The sequence below is a fragment of the Niveispirillum fermenti genome (assembly GCF_052474395.1).
The window spans coordinates 2,653,039-2,671,057 of record NZ_CP156681.1 but is presented as its reverse complement, the minus strand read 5'-3'; the positions used below and the strand labels follow the sequence as shown (position 1 = coordinate 2,671,057).

The window sequence follows — 18,019 nt, the reverse complement described above, 5'->3', positions numbered from 1 at the left end:
GGAACAACCCCATGACCATCAAGAAAGCCGCCGTCATCGGCGCCGGCGTTATGGGCAGCGGCATCGCCGCCCATATCGCCAATGCGGGTATCCCGGTCTATCTGCTGGACATCGTTCCGCAGGCCGTGAAGGACAATGGGGGCGACCGGTCGGTCGTCGCCAAGACGGCCATCGAGAAGATGCTGAAGACCGATCCGGCCCCCTTCATGCACAAGAAGGCGGCCCGTCTGGTCACCCCCGGCAATATCGAGGACGATCTGGAGAAGCTGGCCGACGTCGACTGGATCGTCGAGGCCGTGCTGGAAAACCCGAAAATCAAGCACGACCTGTACCAGAAGCTGGACAAGGTGCGCAAAGACGGCTCCATCGTCTCGTCCAACACGTCCACCATTCCGCTGTCCATCCTGCTGGATGGACAGTCCGAACGGTTCGCGTCGGACTTCTGCATCACCCACTTCTTCAATCCGCCGCGCTATATGCGCCTGCTGGAAGTTGTGAAGGGCCCGAAGACCCGGTCGGATGCCTTTGAAACCGTCAGTGCCTTCTGCGACAAGGTGCTGGGCAAGGGCGTGGTGGAATGCAAGGACACGCCGGGCTTCATCGCCAACCGCATCGGCACCTATTTCATGGCCGTCGCCGTGAACGAGGCGATGGATGGCGGCCTGACGGTGGAAGAGGCGGATGCCATCACCAGCCGTCCCATGGGCATTCCCAAGACCGGCACCTTCGGCCTGATCGATCTGGTCGGTCTGGACCTGATGCCGCTGATCTCCAAGTCGCTGCTGTCGACCCTGCCGGCCGACGATGATTATCGCCGCATCCACCGCGAAAGCCCGGTGATCGCGAAGATGATTGCCGACGGTTATACGGGCCGCAAGGGCAAGGGCGGCTTCTACCGCCAGACCAAGACGGCGGATGGCCGCCGCATCAAGGAAGCCCTGGACCTGTCCACCGGCGCCTACCGCGCGTCGGAAAAGGCCAGCCTGGCATCGGCCTCCGCCAAGGGGCTGAAGGCGCTGGTGGAGACCAACGACAAGGGCGGCGAGTACGCCTGGCGCGTGCTGTCGCAGGCCTTGTCCTATGCTGCCGACCTGGTGCCGCAGATCGCCGAGCAGATCACCGCCGTCGATGAGGCCATGCGCCTGGGCTATAACTGGAAGGCCGGCCCGTTCGAGCTGATCGACCAGTTGGGTACCGGCTGGTTCGCAGAGAAGCTGAAGGCCGAGGGCAAACAGGTCCCGCACATGGTGGAGGTGGCGGCCGGCCGTCCCTTCTACAAGGTGGAAGGCGCCAAGCTGCTGTTCCTGGGCACCGATGGCGAGTATGCTGAGGTTCGCCGGGCCGAGGGCGTATTGCTGCTCACCGACATCAAGCGCGGGTCCAAGCCGGTCGCCAGGAATGGCTCGGCCAGCCTGTGGGATATCGGCGACGGCGTGCTGTGCCTGGAATTCACCTCCAAGATGAACGCGCTGGACGCCGACATCATGGCCATGATCCGCAAGGCCATGGGCATCATCGGCGATGGCAAGTCGGGCTCCTACAAGGCGCTGGTCGTCCATAACGAGGCGGCGAACTTCTCTGTCGGTGCCAATCTGGGTCTGGCCCTGTTTGCCATCAATATCGGTCTCTGGCCGCAGATCGAAGCCTCGATCGCCGATGGTCAGCAGACCTACAAGGCCTTGAAATACGCACCGTTCCCCACCGTGTCGGCCCCGACGGGCATGGCGCTGGGCGGCGGCTGCGAGATGCTGCTCCATTCGTCCGCCGTGCAGGCCCATGCCGAGACCTACACCGGTCTGGTGGAGGTTGGCGTCGGTGTCCTGCCGGGCTGGGGTGGGTCGAAGGAGATGGTCATCCGCCATCTGGCCAACAAGCGCCGTCCGGGCGGCCCCATGCCGGCCCTGTCGGCGGCCTTCGAGGCCATCAGCACGGCCAAGGTCGCCAAGTCGGCGTTCGAGGCGCAGGACATGCTGATCCTGCGTCCCACCGACGGCATCACCTTCAACAAGGATCGCCTGCTGGCCGATGCCAAGGCCAAGGCCCTGGAACTGGCGGCGAACTACACCCCGCCGCAGGAACCGGAAATCCGCCTGCCGGGTCCGGCCGCCGCCACCGCCTTCTCCATGGCGGTCGAAGGCTTCGCCGGTCAGGGCAAGGCCACCAAGCATGATGTGGTCGTCTCCAACGCCGTGGGCTTCGTCCTGTCCGGCGGCAACACCGACATCACCCAGGTGATGACGGAAGACGATCTGCTGACGCTGGAGCGGGAGGGGTTCCTGGCCCTGACCAAGACCAGCGGCACCATCAACCGCATCGAGCATATGCTGGAAACCGGCAAGCCGCTGCGGAACTGAGGTTGAGGGGGCGGTGGGCTCAGGCTCTCCGCTCCCAATTTCTCTTACCTGTCTTTCTCGTGAAACTCTTTGATACCCTCTTTATCGCTTCTTTATCGTCATTCCCGCGCATGCGGGAATCCAGCGCAAGGCGCGGTCAGCGCCGATATGGCCCATGTCGCGGCATGCGCCGCGTATGCTGGATCCCCGCTTTCGCGGGGATGACGGTTGAGGCAGTTGAGCGTCTGGTGCCTGAGAGTTTTCGCAGGGAAAGTGCCGTTATTCCCCTTCCGTCCACCCTATCGACGCCCCGAGGTGCCCCGTCTGCCGATATGTCCCGAATCCTGAACCGGTGCCGGGCTTATGGGGGGATGAAGGTCTGCCGCGGTAGCGGTCCACACGGAGAGTTCCCATGCCCGTCTACAAAGCCCCGCTTGAAGACATCAATTTCGTCCTCAACGACGTCCTGAATGCCGAGCAGCTTTCCCGGCTGCCGGGCTTCGAGGATGCGACGCCCGACCTGATCGCGTCCGTCCTGGAAGAAGCGGCCAAGCTCTGCGAGAACGTGTTGCAGCCGCTGAACCGTTCCGGTCATGAGGAAGGCTGCCACTACGAGAACGGCGTGGTCCGCACGCCCAAGGGCTTCAAGGAAGCCTACGAGACCTATCGCGAAGGCGGCTGGCAGGGTCTGGCCTTCGATCCCGATTATGGCGGGCAGGGGCTGCCGCACACGGTCGGCTTCGTGCTGGAGGAACTGATGTGTTCCGCCAACATGGCGTTTGCCATGTATCCCGGCCTGACCCATGGCGCCATGAACGCCATCCGCGCCCATGCCACCGACGAATTGAAGGCCCGGTACCTGCCCAAGATGGTCTCGTCGGAATGGTCCGGCACCATGTGCCTGACCGAGCCGCATTGCGGCACCGATCTGGGTCTGATGAAGACCAAGGCCGTCCCCAACGATGATGGCAGCTACAACATCACCGGCACGAAGATTTTCATCTCCGCCGGCGAGCATGACCTGACCAGCAACATCATCCATCTGGTGCTGGCCAAGCTGCCCGACGCCCCGCCGGGCATCAAGGGCATCAGCCTGTTCCTGGTGCCGAAATTCCTGCCGACCGAGGATAACGAGCCCGGCCAGCGCAACGGCGTCATGTGCGGGTCCATCGAACACAAGATGGGCATCATGGCCAATGCCACCTGTGTCATGAATTTCGACGACGCCAAGGGCTGGCTGGTGGGCGAGCCGCACAAGGGCATGCGCGCCATGTTCACCATGATGAACAGCGCCCGCCTGGGTGTGGGCATGCAGGGGCTGGGCGTGGGCGCCGTCGCCTATCAGAACGCCGTCGCCTATGCCAAGGACCGTATCCAGGGCCGTTCGCTGTCGGGCGTCAAGGCGCCGGACAAAGCGGCGGACCCGATCATCGTCCATCCCGACGTGCGCAAGAACCTGATGCAGGCCAAGGCCTTCACGGAAGGCGCCCGTGCGCTGGGCTACTGGGTCGGCATGATGATCGACCTGGTGGAAAAGCACCCGGACCCGGTGGTTCGGCAGGAGGCTGACGATTTCGTGGCCCTGCTGACCCCTGTGGTGAAGGCCTACTTCACCGACATGGGGTATGAGGTCGCTACCAACAGCCAGCAGATGTATGGCGGTCACGGCTATATCCGCGAATGGGGCATGGAACAGTTCGTGCGCGATGCCCGTATCGCCATGATCTATGAAGGAGCGAACGGCATCCAGGCCCTGGACCTGGTCGGCCGCAAGCTGCCGCAGAACCTGGGCCGTCTGCTGCGCCGCTTCTTCCACCCCATGCAGGCGGAACTGGAGCAATCCCAAGAGAACCCGGCCCTGCTGGAATTCGTGATCCCCGTCGCCAAGGCCTTCGGCAAGTTGCAGCAGGCCACGGCCATCGTCGCCCAGAAGGGCATGGCGCGTCCCGACGAGGCGGGGGCTGCCTCGGCCGACTATCTGCGTATGTTCGGCCTGGTCGCCCTGGGCTGGATGTGGCTGAAGATGGTGAAGGTCGCGCAGGACAAGCTGGCCAATGGCGCCGACGGCAAGGAAGCCTTCTTCGACGCCAAGATCAAGACGGCCCGCTTCTTCGTGGAGAAGATGCTGCCGGAGGTGGATTTCCGCTTCAAGAGCCTGATGGCCGGCGGCAAGTCCATGATGGAAATGGACGTGGAGCAGTTCTGACCGGCTGCCGCACGGGCCCAACAGACCGAAGGCCGCCGGCATCGCCCGGCGGCCTTCTTCCGTTCCGGCATCATCAGCGGCCGGGCACCCGTTCCCACTGCCAGGCATCCACCGTTTCGCCGCGTGGCTGATAGCGGATTTCCATCCGTTCTCCGCCGCGCCTGACGTCCAGCACCAGCCAGCCATCCTGGCGGCCCTGCAGCCCGTCCTGGCCCACGGGCTTCATGATCTCGTCCCCGTCGCGCAGGCCCGCCTTGTCGGCGGCCGAGCCGGGGATCAGTCCGGAAACGATGCGCGGGCTGCTGGTCAGGGCGGTCGGCGCGAAGCCCAGTTCGTATCGCCGCAGCTTGCGCGTTGTCCGCCGGAATTCCGCTCCAAAGGCGTCGGATGCCGGCAGCACCAAGGCCCCGCCCAGCATGGCGGTGAAAGCGGCCACACCCTTTTCACCCAGTTCGCGGCGGACCAGCGCTTCCCAGTCGCCGCGTGTCAGCGGGTGGCCGGCCTTGCGCCGGGTCAGCATCTCCTGCACCAGGTCGTCCAGGGACCGTTCTCCGCCCGACCGGCTGCGGACTTCATGATCGACGCTGGCGAAATACATGGAGCCCCGATCATAGGGCAGCACGCGCACCCGCGTATCGGCCCAGAACTGCCGGGGGATGTCGTCATTGGGCGTGCCGGCCAGGGCATTCGTGTAATAGCGGCCGGCATGGTAGTTCAGGTCGGCCAGGAACTGGTCGGCATCGATCATGCCGGCACGATAGGGCAGGGCGCGCTGGTAGAAGACAGCCAGCCCCTCCCCGAACCAGGAGGATAGCAGCCCCTTGGGCTCGTCCAGCGAGTTGACCCAGGTGTGCAGCATCTCATGCGCCAGGGTCAGCTTCAGGTCGTCCAGGTCCGTCTTGTCGTCGAAGGTCAGGGCGAAGGAGTTGGTCATCTCCACCCCGCCGCCGGGATTGACCGGATTGGGGCGCATGAACACGCCATAGGCGCCGGGCGTGCTGTCGCCGAAGAACCGGGAATAGAAACCATGGAGCTTGTCGCCCCAGGCCAGCAGCCCCCCGGCATCGAATGGCGGCGTTCCCTGCCAGCCGCCGAAATACCCGTCGGAGCGGCCATAGGTTCCGACCGTGCCGGCCATGTAATAGGCGTCGCTCAACCGTTCGGCCGGCTGATCGGAAAGGGTCGCGTCACCGATGCCAAGGCTGGACAGGCCCACGGCCCCGGCCGGCTGTGCCGACAGGTCCCAGCGCAGCGACAGGTCGTAATGCTGCCCGTCATCGGCCGGCAGGATCAGGAAGGCGTTGCCCGCCGCCGAAAAGCCGCCCGTCTCGCTGCGCAGGTTGAAGGGCGGGGCGGCGCCGCGGACCAGCGGCGCGTTGGTGACGGGTGCGCGGTATCGCACGGTGACCGGTCCCTGCACATCACGCGCCGCGTGCCAGATGCGATAGGCCGTCAGGCCCTGTTCCGGCTCGTCCCGGCTGCTGACGGGCAGCGGGCCCCGGCTGTCATTGACCGTCAGGTCCTGGATATCGTCGGCCACGGTGACGACATTGCTGGCCACGGTGGGCAGGCGGAACAGGGCGGCGCCTTCTTTCGCCTGTGAACCCTGCAGGACCAGTTCCACATCCACATGCGGGACATGACCCGCTGTGTCCGCCATGCCGGGTTTCAGCACCAGCGACAGGGTGGAAGGATCGGCCGCCCCCGCCACCGGAGCGGCCAGGATGGTGGAGATCAGGAGCGTCTGGCGCAGCAAGGCACGCATCTGGATGGATACCCTATTCCGGTTCACGATCTGGACTGTTCCATGATCGGCCTGGCGCCTGGAACGCGGCAATGGCGCTTAACGGCATTCTGTGGAATATCCATTCTGGTTCGGGGCTGCTTTGGCATAAAAATGCCGGTGCCCCTTTCAGATGCCGTGGCGCCGGTATGGGGCCTGTGACAACACGGCCAGAACCGACAGGCCACTGGCCAGCAGGCAGACAGCTGCCCAGCCGCCAAGGTGCCAGGCCTGCATGGCGGTGGCGGACCCGAAGGCACCGCCCAGGAACATGGATCCCATGAAAAGCGTGTTCAGCCGCGCCCGTGCCTGGGGACGCAGGGCATAGACGATGTGCTGGTTGGCGACCAGGGCCGCCTGCACGGCCATGTCCAGCACCAGCACACCGATCACCAGCCCGGTCAACCCTGGCAACAGGCCGAAGATGATCCAGGCCGCAAGGGTCAGCACCGCGCCGGCCAGAACCACGATGCCGGGACCCCGGCCATCGGCGATGCGGCCGGACAGGGGGGCGGCCAAGATGCCCACCACGCCCAGGACGCCGAACAGCCCCGCAGCATCCGGCCCCAGCGCGAAGTCTGGTTCTTGAAGCCGCAGCGCCAGAACGGTCCAGAAGGCGCTGAAGGCGGCGAAAAGCAGCGCCTGTGTGGCTGCCGCCCGGCGCAGGGCCGGAAATTCCCGCCACAGATGAACCAGCGACGCCAGGGCCGCACCGTACCGCAGGCCACCTTCCGGCCGGCTGTGCGGCAGGCGCAGGGCCATCCAACCCGCCATGGCCAGTGCCACGGGCATGGCCGCCAGGAACATCAGCCGCCAGCCGCCATGGCTGGCCACAAAGCCGGCGACCGTCCGGCTCAACAGGATGCCGCACAGCAGGCCCGACATCACCGTGCCCACCACCGCACCCCGGCGGGCCGGCGGGGCCAGATGGGCCGCAAGCGGCACGACCTGCTGCGCCACGGTACTGAACAGCCCGACCAGCAGCGATGCCGCTAGCAGCGCGCCGGCCCCCGGCGCCAGCCCGGCAGCGGCCAGGGCCAGCGCAAGTGCCGCGAAGCTGGCCACGATCAGCGACCGGCGTTCGACCATGTCGGCAATGGGTACCAGCAGGAAAAGGCCCGCCGCATAGCCAAGCTGTGTGGCCGTGGGGATCAGGCTGGTGATCCCGGTTCCCAGTTCCGCCGCCATCAGGCCCAGCATGGGCTGGTTGTAATAGATGTTGGCCACGGCCAGCCCGGCCGCAGCGGCCAGGGCGAAGATCAGCCCGCGTTTCGGACCCTGGGTTTCACCCTGGTTTTCCGCCGGGCTGTCGGACGGCATGGATGCCGTGGGGGTGGGGGCTGCGGTCGACCTTGGTTCCATCTCTGCGTACTCTGCCGTGGGATATGACTGATGACAATCTGGATTGGATCGCCATCGGGCGGTAGTCTGCCGGATCGATATGTCAGTATATCGGAAATCGATATGATAGATCTGGGTGATGTCGAAGTGCTGGTCGAGGCGGTGACAGCGGGCAGTCTGGCTGCCGCCGCCCGCCGGTTGGGTATCGCGCCGATGGTCGCGTCCCGCCGGCTGGCGGCGCTTGAAGCGGAACTGGGTGTCCGTCTGGTCCATCGCACGACCCGGTCTCTGTCCCCGACCACGGCGGGAGAGGCGTTTCTGCCCCATGCCCGCGCCCTGCTGGAAGGGGAGGCGGGGGCCCGGGCGGCCCTCCGCCCGCAGGGGCAAGGGGCAACGGGCCTGTTGCGCCTGACCACCTCCAGCGCCTTCGCGCGCAAGGTGGTGGCACCCATGCTGCCTGCCTTCCTTGCGGCGAACCCGGCGTTGAAGCTGGACCTGCTGATTTCCGACCACCGTATCGATATCGCGGCCGATGGGGTGGATCTGGCCATCCGCATCGGCCATCCGCTGGAAAACAGCCTGGTGGCCCGGCGGCTTGCGGACAGTCCCCGCCAGCTTTATGCAGCGCCCGCCTATCTGGCGGCGCGGGGGAATCCCCGGCGGCTGGCCGATCTGGCCGGCCATGACTGCCTTGTCCTGTCGGATAATCCCTATTGGGATTTCCTGGTCGGTGGCCGGCCATTGCGCCACCACGTTGCCGGTCGTGTAGCCACAAACGCCATGGAAACGCTTTATGCCACCTGCGTCAGCGGCATCGGCATCGCCTGCATGGCGGATTGGAACGCAGCCGGGGCGGTGGCGGCCGGCGCGCTGGTGCCATTGGCGCTGGAGGATGCGGACGTTGAGCCTTATGGCATCTGGGCGGTCACCCCCACGGCCCGCTTCGTCCCGCCAAAGGTCCGCCTTTTCATCATGGCGCTGCAGGCGGTGCTGACCGACCGTTAACCAGGTTAAAAGTTCTAAAAGCCGGCAATCCATGCATGCAAAGCTGTGCCGGCGGTGTCTAGGATCGGGCTTGAAAGCCAAACCATAAGGCACTTTCGCATCCATATCTTCCGCTTCCCAACTCCACGGATCATGCCGGCGCGGCCCTGATGATGCGGCGCGCCTGCGCTGTCAGTTCCCTTGCGCCGACAGAAGGAAAAAGACCCATGCCCATCGTTGCCACCCCGACCCCCGGCCCCCTGCTGGTGTCGCCGCAGGACCACACGCTGATCCTGATCGATTTCCAGTCGCAGATGGCATTTGCGACCAAGTCGATCGACGCGGTTCAGCTTCGCAACAACGCGGCCCTGGTATCCCATGCCGCCGCAGGCTTCGGTGTTTCCACCATCCTGACGACGGTGGCGGAGAAGAGCTTCTCCGGCCCGATGTTCTCTGAGATCACCGATCCGTTTCCCGGTCAGAAACTTCTGGACCGCACCTCCATGAACACATGGGAGGATGCGGGCGTGATCGAGGAGGTGAACCGCATCGGCAAGGACCGGCTGGTCTTCGCGGGCCTGTGGACGTCGGTCTGCATCGTCGGCCCCACCCTTTCGGCGCTGGCCCAGGGGTATGAGGTCTATGTCATCACCGACGCCTGCGGCGATGTCACCGACGAGGCGCACGAGCGGGCGGTGCAGCGCATGGTGCAGGCCGGCGTGCGCCCCATGACCGCGCTCCAGTACATTCTGGAGCTGCAGCGTGACTGGGCGCGCGGCGAGACCTACGACCTGACCACCGGTATCGCCCGGAAGTTCGGTGGCGCCTATGGCCTGGGCATCACCTATGCCAAGACCATGTTCGGCGCATCCGAAGGCGGCCACTGACCTCCACCTGTGCAATGCCGGCCGCCGGGGGGTGTTGTCCCATCCCCTGGCGGTCCCCTTTTCCTTGATGGCCGGGGAGTTCGTTTGCATGAAGCCCTATCTGCTGTCCCTCGCCGCCGGCCTGCTGGTCGGTGTCATCTACAGCCTTCTGAACGTCCGCTCCCCCGCGCCGCCCACCATCGCGCTGGTCGGTCTGCTGGGCATCCTGCTGGGGGAACAGATCGTGCCGCTGGCCAAGCGTCTTTACGCCGGAGAGCCTGTCACCGCCTATCTGCGCGAGGATTGCGCCCGGCATGTCATGGGTCGCCTGCCCGGCGATGAAAGCCCCAAGGCATGAGCCGCCCGTCGCGCCGCAGCACCCTGCAGGGGGCGGCATCCCTGCTGACCATCCCGTTTCTTGCCCCTTCTGGGAGAGCCGCCATGCCCGGCACCGATCTTATCCTGATCAACGCCAAGGTCACCACGCTGGACCGTGCCAACCCGCAGGCGCAGGCCGTGGCCATCCGTGATGGCCGCATCCTGGCCGTGGGTGCCGAGGGGGACGTGCGCAAGGCGGCGGCCCCTGATGCGGTGATCATTGATGCCCGGGGCCGCCGCATCCTGCCCGGCCTGATCGACAGCCACATGCACATCATCCGCGGCGGCCTGAACTACAACATGGAATTGCGCTGGGACGGCGTGCCGTCGCTGGCCGACGCAATGGCCATGCTGAAGCGGCAGGCCGACATCACCCCGCCGCCGCAATGGGTGCGCGTGGTGGGCGGCTTCATCGAACACCAGTTCGCGGAAAAGCGTCTGCCGACCCTGGATGAATTGAACGCCGCGGCGCCCGACACGCCCGTTTTCATCCTGCATCTCTATGACCGGGCGCTGCTGAACCGGGCCGCCCTGCGCGCCGTGGGCTATACCCGCGACACGCCGGACCCGCCGGGGGGCGAGATCCAGCGTGACGGGAACGGCGATCCGACGGGCCTGCTGCTGGCAAGGCCCAATGCCACCATCCTTTATTCCACACTGGGCCGGGGACCGAAGCTGCCGCCCGAATACCAGATCAATTCCACCCGCCATTTCATGCGGGAGATGAACAGGCTGGGCGTCACGGGGGTCATTGATGCCGGTGGCGGCTTTCAGAACTATCCAGAGGATTATCAGATCATCGAGAAGCTGCACGCCGACGGTGAACTGACGCTGCGCATCTCCTACAACCTGTTCACGCAGAAGCCGAAGCAGGAACTGGCCGATTTTGCCGGCTGGGCCGCCCAGGTCTCCCCCGGCCAGGGCGACGACACCTATCGCCATAATGGCGCCGGGGAGATGCTGGTCTATTCCGCCGCCGATTTCGAGGATTTCCGGGTGGAGCGGCCGGAGATGCCCCCCAATATGGAAACCGACCTGGAACCGGTCGTGCGCCTGCTGGTGGAGAACCGGTGGCCCTGGCGCCTGCATGCGACCTACAACGAGACCATCACCCGCGCGCTGGACGTGTTCGAGAAGGTGAACCGCGACACCCCCTTCAACGGGCTGCACTGGTTCTTCGACCATGCGGAGACCATCGACCAGCGCAATATCGACCGGATCGCGGCACTGGGCGGCGGCATCGCCGTACAGCACCGCATGACCTATCAGGGTGAATATTTCGTGGAGCGCTATGGTGCCAAGGCGGCGGAGGCCACGCCGCCCATCGCGCGGATGCTGGCATCGGGCGTGCCGGTGGGGGCGGGCACCGATGCCACGCGCGTCGCCAGCTACAACCCCTGGGTCTCGCTGTCCTGGATGGTCACCGGCCGGACGGTCGGCGGCACCACGATCTATCCCCCTGCCAACCGGCTGGACCGGGAAACGGCGCTCCGCCTGTGGACGGAGGCCAATACCTGGTTTTCCAACGAGCAGGGAAAAAAGGGACAGGTGAAGGTTGGACAACTGGCCGACCTGATCGTGCTGTCCGACGATTATTTCAGCGTGGCGGAAAGCGACATCCCGCATATCACATCGGTGCTGACGCTGCTGGGCGGCCGGGTGGTGCATGGGTCGGGCGACTATGCCGGGTTGGCGCCCGACCTGCCTCCGCCCATGCCGGACTGGTCGCCGGTGCGCCGTTTCGGCGGCTATTGGCAGCCGGCCCGCGACAAGGACGGCAAGCTGTTGAAAATGGGGGCGCTGTGCGGCTGTGCCTCGTCCTGCGCGGTGCATGGGCATGATCATGCCGCGGCCTATGCCAGCCCGGCCCCCGCGGCGGACGAAGCCGGATTCTGGGGGGCGTTCGGGTGCGGATGCTGGGCGGTATGATCCCATGACCGCGCCTTCTCCCATCGCCACGATCCTTGAAACGCCCGCCGTCCATCTGGCGGCGCGCATCCTTCTGACCCTGCCATTCTGGACCAGCGGCATCGCCAAGCTGCTGGACCTGGATGGGGCGCTGGCGGAGGCGGCGCATTTCGGGCTGCAGCCTGCCTGGGCCACGGTCATCGCCACGCTGGCCGTGCAACTGGGTGGGTCGGCGGCCGTGATCGCCGGCCGCCTTACCTGGTTGGGGGCCGGGGCGCTGGGTGTCTTCACGGTGCTGGCGACGCTGATCGCGCATCCGTTCTGGACCATTGCCGACCCGATGGCCCGGTTCCATGAACGCAACATCTTCCTTGAACATGTCGGGCTGGTGGGCGGGCTGATCCTGGCCGCCATCCTGGCCCACCGCAGGGGGCGCCACCCATGACCGACACGGCCGCCGGCCCGCCGCCACATCCGTTGCGCCTGCCCCTGTTCCGCGCCCTGTGGATCGCCACCATCGTGTCCAATGTCGGCACCTGGATGCATGATGCCGGGGCCGGCTGGTTGATGACGGGATTGTCGGACGCGCCCATCATGGTGGCGCTGGTCCAGGCGGCGACCACCCTGCCCATGTTTCTTTTCGCGCTGCCCGGCGGGGCGCTGGCCGATATCGTTGACCGGCGCCGCCTGCTGATCCTGGCGCAGTTCTGGGCGCTTATCTGTGCCGGGCTGCTGGCAATGGCGACGTTCCAGGGCATCACGGGCCCCGGCCTGCTGCTGGCCCTGACCTTCGCGCTGGCCACCGGGGCTGCCCTGTCCGCCCCGGCCTTCCAGGCCATCGTGCCCGAACTGGTGCCCCGGCCCAGCCTGGCGGAGGCTGTGGCGCTGAACAGCCTGGGGATCAACATCTCCCGCGCCATCGGGCCGGCGCTGGGCGGGTTCATCATTGCCGCCGCCGGCCCCGCCGCCGTTTTCGCCCTGAATGCCTTGTCCGTGCTGGGTGTCTGGCTGGTGCTTTTGCGCTGGAAGCGGCAGGTGTCGCCGACCACCCTGCCGGCCGAGCATTTCACGGCTGCGCTGCGGGCCGGTGCCCGCTATGTCCGCCATTCGCCCGCCTTGCGCACGGTGCTGATCCGGTCGATGGGCTTCTTCCTGTTCGCCAGCGCGCTGTGGGCCTTCATCCCCATCATCGCGCGCCGGGAACTGGGGTTGAGCGCGGCCGGCTATGGCGCGATGCTGGGCAGCATGGGGATGGGCGCCATCGTCGGAGCGGTGCTGCTGCCCCACCTGCGGCGGCACCTGTCCGCCAATGGCCAGACCATCGCGGCCAGCCTTCTGTTCGCCGTTGTCGCCGTTGGCCTGGCGTTCGCGCAGAGTTTCGCACAGGCCGCCGCTGCCATGGCCCTGGCCGGCATGGCCTGGATCGCCATGCTGTCCAGCTTCAACGTGGCGGCACAGATGGCGGCACCGTCCTGGGTGAAGGCGCGGGCGCTGGCCATCAACCTGCTGGTCTTCCAGGGTTCCATGGCGGCGGGCAGTGCCGGCTGGGGCTGGGTGGCAGGCCGGATCGGCATCCAGCCTACCCTGCTGCTGTCTGCGGCGGGACTGGTGCTGGCCCTGGGGCTCGCCTTGCGGTGGCGGATCGGGGGAGACATGGCCGGCAATGTCTCCCCATCCTCCCACTGGCCTGCTCCCGTCGTGGCTGTGGACAGTCCCACCGATCGCGGCCCCGTGATGATCACGGTGGAATATCGGGTCGATCCCGCCCGGGTGAAGGATTTCACGGCCGCCATGGCCAGCCTTCGCCGTATCCGCCATCGCGATGGGGCCATCAACTGGGGGCTTTACGAGGATGCAGCCGACCCCGGCCGCATGGTGGAGAGCTTCGTGCTGGAAAGCTGGCTGGAACATCTGCGCCAGCATGAGCGGGTGACCCATGCCGACCGCGAGGACCAGGAAACCGTCAGGGCCTTCCATCTCGGTCCTGAACCGCCTCTGGTCCGACACCTGATCGCGCCATGAGGCGCCGTGCCGCCGGCCTGCTGACCGCGCTGTTGCTGGCTGTGCCATCCATGGCGGCGGACGATGCCGTGACGGCGGGTCTGGACCTCCGTTTGCGTTGGGAAAGCCTGGATCATGGCGACTGGGCCGATGGCGGCGATGCCCGGCTCCTTCATCGGGCCATGCCATGGCTGGACGTGTCGGCGCAGCCGCTGCATGTGCGGCTGCGCGGTATCGCTGCCGGCGTGGAGGGCATGCGCGACAGGCCCGGCCCGCCCGACCGCACGGGACTGGACCTGCTGGAAGCCGCTGTCGGCATCGATCTGGCACAGGGCGGCGATATCGACCTGATGCTGACGGTTGGCAGGGCATTGCTGGGCCTGGGGTCGGAACGGCTGGTCGGCCGGCGCTATGGCGCCAACGTGCCACAGCCCTTCGATGGTGCCCGGATGCGGGTTGCCGGTGGCGGCTGGCAGGTGGACCTGCTGGCCCTGCGACCCGTCATCGCCGGTTCCGGTGATCTGGATGACGCACCCGGTCAGGGCCGTTTCCTGCGCGGTGCCTATGCCACCATCGATGCAGGGCAGGGGACACTGGACGCCTATCTGCTGGCCACGGGGCAGGATACAGCGCGTTATGCACAGGGTGCCGGCCGGGAAAGCCGCCGCACGGCCGGTCTTCGCCTGGCCGGGTCCGATGGAAACTGGACCTGGAACGGGGAAGGGATGTGGCAATGGGGCCGGTTTGCCGGTACGGAGATACGGGCCTGGTCCCTGGCCAGCGAGGTCGGATATCGCCTGCCCGGTCCGGGTTTGTCACCCCGCCTGCTGCTGCGCGCCAACATCGCCAGTGGCGACGCCAGCCCGGCCGATGGGCGGCTGGGAACCTTCAACCCGCTTTATCCGCGTGCCAAATATTTCGGTGAGTTGACCCCCATCGGTCCCCGCAACATGGTGAACCTGCATCCGGGCCTGGAACTGGATCTGGGGGCGGGGTTCCAACTGTCGGCGGCCGGGGTGTTCTATTGGCGGCAGCGGCGGGCCGACGGGCTCTATGGCCTGTCCGGACAGGTCCTCCGGCCGGCTGAGCCTGACGCCGGCCGCTTCGTCGGCCGGCAGGGTGAACTGGTACTGGGCTGGGAAGGACGCGGGCTGACCGCTGCCGCCTCCTTCTCCCTGTTCCGGCCGGGCCAATTCGTGCGGGGGACGGGGCCGGCGCGGACCATCACCCTGGTGGGTCTGGAACTGGGCTGGTCGCTGTGACGGGCGGTGCCAGCGACAGGGTGCGCAGCGGGTGGATGTCATGGACATTGTCCTGCCAGCCGTGGACCGCCGGCGCCACCATGTGCCGCGAACTGCCGAACATCAGCGGGATGACCAGCCGGCTGTCCAGCACCATCCGTTCCAGCCCGCGCAGCGCGGCCGCATATCCCGGCCCGTCCAGTGTTTCCGGCGTCCGGCCAGGCGGCAGGAACGGCGACAGGGCATAGAACGGGGAATAGGATATCCAGGTACTGAACACGAAACCGTCATGGGCGCCCAGCGCCGCCCGGCTGACGACCAGCCGCGGCTCCACGCCCACCAGATCGGTTTCCACCCCCAGCACCTGCTTCCATTGGGCGGCGATCGACACGACGCGGTGGCGCACACCGTCCACCGCCGCATGCAGAATCTCCACACGCGGCGGCGGCCGGCCCGGTCCGAAGCCGGCGCGGGCCAGTGCCGCGCGTGCGGCCGCCTGCCGGGCGGGGCTGGCCGCCGCCGCGGCATCGTCCGGTCCGGTGGGCTCGGCCGGCTCCGCTTCGGGTAAAAGGCCGGGTGGGATCAGGTGCCGGGCCGGGATGAACATACCGTGCTGGTCGCTGGTCAATTGCTCCCGGTCAAGTGCCAGTTCCAGCGCTTCCAGGAAGGCGGGGTTGTCCCGCCAGGCCGGAGCGTCGGGCCGGGCGTGCAGATAGGACAGGTTTGTCCAGGGGTGGACATGCAGCGCATCAGGCCGTTCCCGCCGCGCCCAGGGCACCAGCGGCAGCGGCACGGTGCTGGTGACATCCACCTGTCCGGCGCGGAAAAGGTTCATCTCCCTTTCGGCGCTGTCGGTGACCAGCAGGTCGATCCGGTCGATCGCCACCCCGGCACGGTCATGAAAGAACGGGCTGCGTTCCAGGCGGTAATGTTGCTGCAACCTGTGTTCGGTCAGCCGATAGGCGCCGTTGCACATCAGGCTGCGCGGCGTGGCGAAGCCGGCGCCATGCGCGGCCAGGGTGGGGCCGTGAACCGGCAGGGTGATGCGGTGGGACAGCAGCATCTCCATGTCCGCTACAGGCCGGGCCAGTTGCACGACTAGCGTGGTCTCTCCCAGGGACTGGATGGCGAGCCGTTCGGGCGGGAGCTGGCCGGTGCGGATCGCCGCAGCATTCTTCACCCCGTCCAGCAGGTCGGCGATACCGGACCCCGTGGCGGGATCCACGGCACGGCGCCAGCCCGTCACGAAATCCTGTGCCGTTACCCTGTCGCCATTCCACCAGCGGGCGTCGCCGCGCAGATGGAAGGTCCAGGTCAGCCCGTCGGGGGACCGGTACAGGCGGTCGGCCACCCCCGGTATGGGCTGGCCGGCGGCGTTGCGGGTCAACAGCCCCTCGCACAGGTCCAGAAGCAGCCGGGCCGTGCCCAGCCCCTGGCCCCGGTGAGGGTCCAGCGTTTCCGGCTCCGGCCCCATGGCAATGCGCAGCGGTTCGGCCGCTGACGACACCGTCACGCCCAGCAGCAGTCTGGTCGGCAGCAGTCCGGCCAGCAGCAGTCCGGCCAGCAGCAGCCGGCACCGCCCTCTCACGATCCCGCCACGGTGTTGCGGGCCCCGGCGCGTACCAGCGGGTTCAGGGAGAACCGGTCGCCATGGCGATCCAGCATCGATTTTTCCAAAAGCCCGCCCAGCCATTGACGAGCCCCGCCGCCGGCCAATGCGCGATCCGCCTCATCGGCGGTGAAATCCCCTGGCAGCCGGGATAATGCCAGCAGGGCCTGCCGTTCATCGCCGGTCAGCAGGTCCAGTGCCCAGCCCATGGCGGCGGCAACGGACCGGTGCCGCGCCGGACCGGCGCGCCGGATGCCGGGAAGACTGCGCACCGGGTCGCGGCAGGCATCCGCCGTGGCCCGCAGGCCCAGCAGGCTGGCGGCCCGCGCCGCGATTTCCACCCCCAATGGCACCCCGCCCAGATTGCGGCAGATGCCGGCCACGGCGTCGGCGGTCTGGCCATCAATGCCGATATCGAGTCCGGCCGCCGCCGCGGCCTGCATGAACAGGCCGGGTGCGGCCGGTGCCAGCGCATCGCCGCCGGGCAACGACAGGGGGGACAGGCGCACGCAATATCGCCACAGGCGCCGGTGCGCCACATGCGAGGTCAGCAGCAGCCCCACCTGCGGACAGCGCTCCAGCAGCCTGTACACCAGGCTGACGGCCCCGTCGCCCAGCAATTCCGCCCCATCCAGCAGCAGCAGGCAGGCCCGCCCCTTCAACAGACCCAGAAGGGAAGCCACCGGCTCGCCCGCGAAGGCCGGGTCCACCACCATCAGGATACGGGCGGCCAGGGTTTCCGCATCGGCGATGACGGCACCGCTGACCGGTACCAGCCATTGCCCGTCCGGATGGTCCGCGGCCAGGGCGCGGGCGGCGGCGCAGGCCAGCAGCGTCTTGCCGGTGCCCGACAGTCCCGTGATGACCAGCAGCCGGTCCCGCCGCATCAGCCTGGCGGTATTGGCCAGTTCCACGGTGCGGCCCGCCAGGGGCGCCAGTGTCAGGGGTATGTTGCCGATGCTGCGGACGGGGGCGGCCACGGTTGGGGTCGCCAGACGATAGCCCCGCCCATGAACGGTCAGGATCACCGATCCGTCGCTGTCACCGATGGCGGCCCGCAGGCCGGATATCTGGACGGCGACATTGGCGGGGTCGACGATCTGGCCTGGCCATACACGGTCCAGCAACTGGCCGGCCGACACGTCCCGCCCGGCATGTTCGGCCAGGATGGACAGCATCGCCGTGGCGCGCCGTCCCAGCGGCACGGCTGCGCCGTTGCGGCAGGTCAGGCGACCGCTGTCGCGATGGAAACGATAGGCGCCGACCGCCAGTTCCGCCGCCGTTTCCTGTGCGAGATGTCCAGCATCGGGCTGCATGCAAACGCCTCCCGTCAGGGGGGAACGCCCGGATCGGCGACCCCCTGGATGTT

The 18,019-nt window shown here is 67.1% G+C and carries 13 protein-coding genes; 9 read left to right on the top strand and 4 right to left on the bottom strand.

Going from position 1 to position 18,019, the window contains the following annotated elements; genetic code table 11:
* The first annotated feature begins 11 nt into the window (after window positions 1-11).
* Together ABC728_RS23580 and ABC728_RS23575 are read left to right on the top strand one after the other, a co-directional pair.
* Window positions 12-2,354: a 3-hydroxyacyl-CoA dehydrogenase/enoyl-CoA hydratase family protein gene (locus ABC728_RS23580; RefSeq protein WP_416619919.1), complete on the top strand. Its 2,343-nt coding sequence runs from the start codon at window positions 12-14 to the stop codon at window positions 2,352-2,354.
* A 391-nt stretch (window positions 2,355-2,745) separates the two neighbouring features.
* The gene (locus ABC728_RS23575) at window positions 2,746-4,539 is read left to right on the top strand and encodes an acyl-CoA dehydrogenase C-terminal domain-containing protein (protein WP_416619918.1); all 1,794 of its coding nucleotides are present in this window, start codon (window positions 2,746-2,748) and stop codon (window positions 4,537-4,539) included.
* 73 nt (window positions 4,540-4,612) lie between these two features.
* Here ABC728_RS23575 and ABC728_RS23570 read toward each other — a convergent pair whose 3' ends face one another.
* Window positions 4,613-6,304, bottom strand: a complete 1,692-nt coding sequence (locus ABC728_RS23570; protein WP_416619917.1) for a hypothetical protein — start codon at window positions 6,302-6,304, stop codon at window positions 4,613-4,615.
* A 147-nt stretch (window positions 6,305-6,451) separates the two neighbouring features.
* Window positions 6,452-7,684 carry an MFS transporter gene (locus tag ABC728_RS23565; RefSeq protein ID WP_416619916.1) on the bottom strand — a complete coding sequence of 411 codons (1,233 nt, stop codon included), beginning with the start codon at window positions 7,682-7,684 and terminating at the stop codon, window positions 6,452-6,454.
* A 102-nt stretch (window positions 7,685-7,786) separates the two neighbouring features.
* Here ABC728_RS23565 and ABC728_RS23560 point away from each other — a divergent pair, with 102 nt between their 5' ends.
* The 7 genes from ABC728_RS23560 to ABC728_RS23530 all read left to right on the top strand — a co-directional run bounded on the left by ABC728_RS23560 (window position 7,787) and on the right by ABC728_RS23530 (window position 15,062).
* The gene (locus tag ABC728_RS23560; protein WP_416619915.1) at window positions 7,787-8,668 is read left to right on the top strand and encodes a LysR family transcriptional regulator; all 882 of its coding nucleotides are present in this window, start codon (window positions 7,787-7,789) and stop codon (window positions 8,666-8,668) included.
* Window positions 8,669-8,874: 206 nt separating this feature from the next.
* On the top strand, window positions 8,875-9,534 hold the full coding sequence (locus ABC728_RS23555; protein WP_416619914.1) for a hydrolase: 660 nt from the start codon (window positions 8,875-8,877) through the stop codon (window positions 9,532-9,534).
* A gap of 88 nt (window positions 9,535-9,622) precedes the next feature.
* Entirely contained in the window at window positions 9,623-9,871 is a 249-nt protein-coding gene (locus tag ABC728_RS23550; protein ID WP_416619913.1) for a DUF1427 family protein, read from the top strand.
* Window positions 9,868-11,820 (top strand): amidohydrolase, encoded by a 1,953-nt coding sequence (locus ABC728_RS23545; RefSeq protein ID WP_416619912.1) that lies wholly within the window; start codon window positions 9,868-9,870, stop codon window positions 11,818-11,820. The genes ABC728_RS23550 and ABC728_RS23545 overlap by 4 nt, the downstream gene beginning before the upstream one ends.
* Window positions 11,821-11,824: 4 nt before the next feature.
* Window positions 11,825-12,244, top strand: coding sequence for a DoxX family protein (locus tag ABC728_RS23540; protein WP_416619911.1), 420 nt, complete (start codon window positions 11,825-11,827; stop codon window positions 12,242-12,244).
* Window positions 12,241-13,821, top strand: a complete 1,581-nt coding sequence (locus tag ABC728_RS23535; protein WP_416619910.1) for an MFS transporter — start codon at window positions 12,241-12,243, stop codon at window positions 13,819-13,821. The genes ABC728_RS23540 and ABC728_RS23535 overlap by 4 nt, the downstream gene beginning before the upstream one ends.
* Window positions 13,818-15,062, top strand: coding sequence for an alginate export family protein (locus ABC728_RS23530; protein WP_445376516.1), 1,245 nt, complete (start codon window positions 13,818-13,820; stop codon window positions 15,060-15,062). Before ABC728_RS23535 ends, ABC728_RS23530 begins: the two co-directional genes overlap by 4 nt.
* Here ABC728_RS23530 and ABC728_RS23525 read toward each other — a convergent pair.
* Both ABC728_RS23525 and ABC728_RS23520 read right to left on the bottom strand, forming a co-directional pair.
* Window positions 15,025-16,629, bottom strand: coding sequence for a peptide ABC transporter substrate-binding protein (locus ABC728_RS23525; protein WP_416619908.1), 1,605 nt, complete (start codon window positions 16,627-16,629; stop codon window positions 15,025-15,027). The genes ABC728_RS23530 and ABC728_RS23525 overlap by 38 nt on opposite strands.
* Window positions 16,626-17,966 (bottom strand): winged helix-turn-helix domain-containing protein, encoded by a 1,341-nt coding sequence (locus ABC728_RS23520; protein ID WP_416619907.1) that lies wholly within the window; start codon window positions 17,964-17,966, stop codon window positions 16,626-16,628. The genes ABC728_RS23525 and ABC728_RS23520 overlap by 4 nt, the downstream gene beginning before the upstream one ends.
* Window positions 17,967-18,019: the final 53 nt, after the last annotated feature.